This is a genomic window from Bradyrhizobium sp. P2_E8 (assembly GCF_056403875.1).
Genome location: NZ_JBFUES010001777.1, coordinates 1 through 740 on the forward strand (window position 1 = coordinate 1; position 740 = coordinate 740).

Below are 740 nucleotides of genomic sequence, written 5' to 3' on the forward strand. Positions count from 1 at the left end.
ATCAGGTTTGGACAGAGCGGCGCAGCCTTGCGGCCGGCTTGATCTTCATGCTGCCGCAGCCGCGCGTCGATGGCGGATCAGGTTTGGACAGAGCGGCGCAGCCTTGCGGCCGGCTTGATCTTCATGCTGCCGCAGCCGCGCGTCGATGGCGGTGAGCCATTCGTCGAATTGTTCCGTGCTACGGCAATTCGCGCTCGGAAAGCTGCCGATCACGCCGTTGCCGCAGGCCGCGACCATGAGCTCGACGCCCGACACCAGAAACATCGGCGCGGCGATCAGCGGCAGAGCGAGGCGATCGCGGAAACGTTGCAGTCGATCTGACGTCACGCATGCCTCCCTCGCGCGGGCTTTGCCGTTCCATCCCGCATTCCCTGTGCTAGCGTTACGGCAAACATTGGCACGCCAGAAGCCGATGACAAAGCAACGAGGAAACATATGTCCGATCCGCTCCACGCATCGCCACCGACTTGTGCGCAGACGCTGCAGGCGCTGGCGCGCTATCCGGGCCGAACCGCTTTCGTCTGGCCCGGCGGATCGCTGAGCTATCAGGGCACCATCGACCTGATCGGGCGCATCCAGGGCGTGTTCATGCGGCTTGGATTGCAGCCCGGTGCACGCGTCGCCTTCCTCACCGCGAACCGTGCCGACACCTGGTGCGCGGGTGTCGCGGCGCAATTATCGAGGCTTTGCATCACCTGGCTGCATCCACTGGGATCACGCGGAGACCAGCTGTTCCAGCT

The 740-nt window shown here is 64.3% G+C and carries 2 pseudogenes; one reads left to right on the forward strand and one right to left on the reverse strand.

The features are described from left to right. Window positions 1–57: 57 nt before the first annotated feature. Window positions 58–327: pseudogene (locus tag AC1D00_RS43840) on the reverse strand (nitronate monooxygenase); the annotation flags it as partial. A 108-nt stretch (window positions 328–435) separates the two neighbouring features. Between AC1D00_RS43840 and AC1D00_RS43845 the strand changes: the two are divergent. After that, window positions 436–740: pseudogene (locus tag AC1D00_RS43845) on the forward strand (AMP-binding protein); the annotation flags it as partial.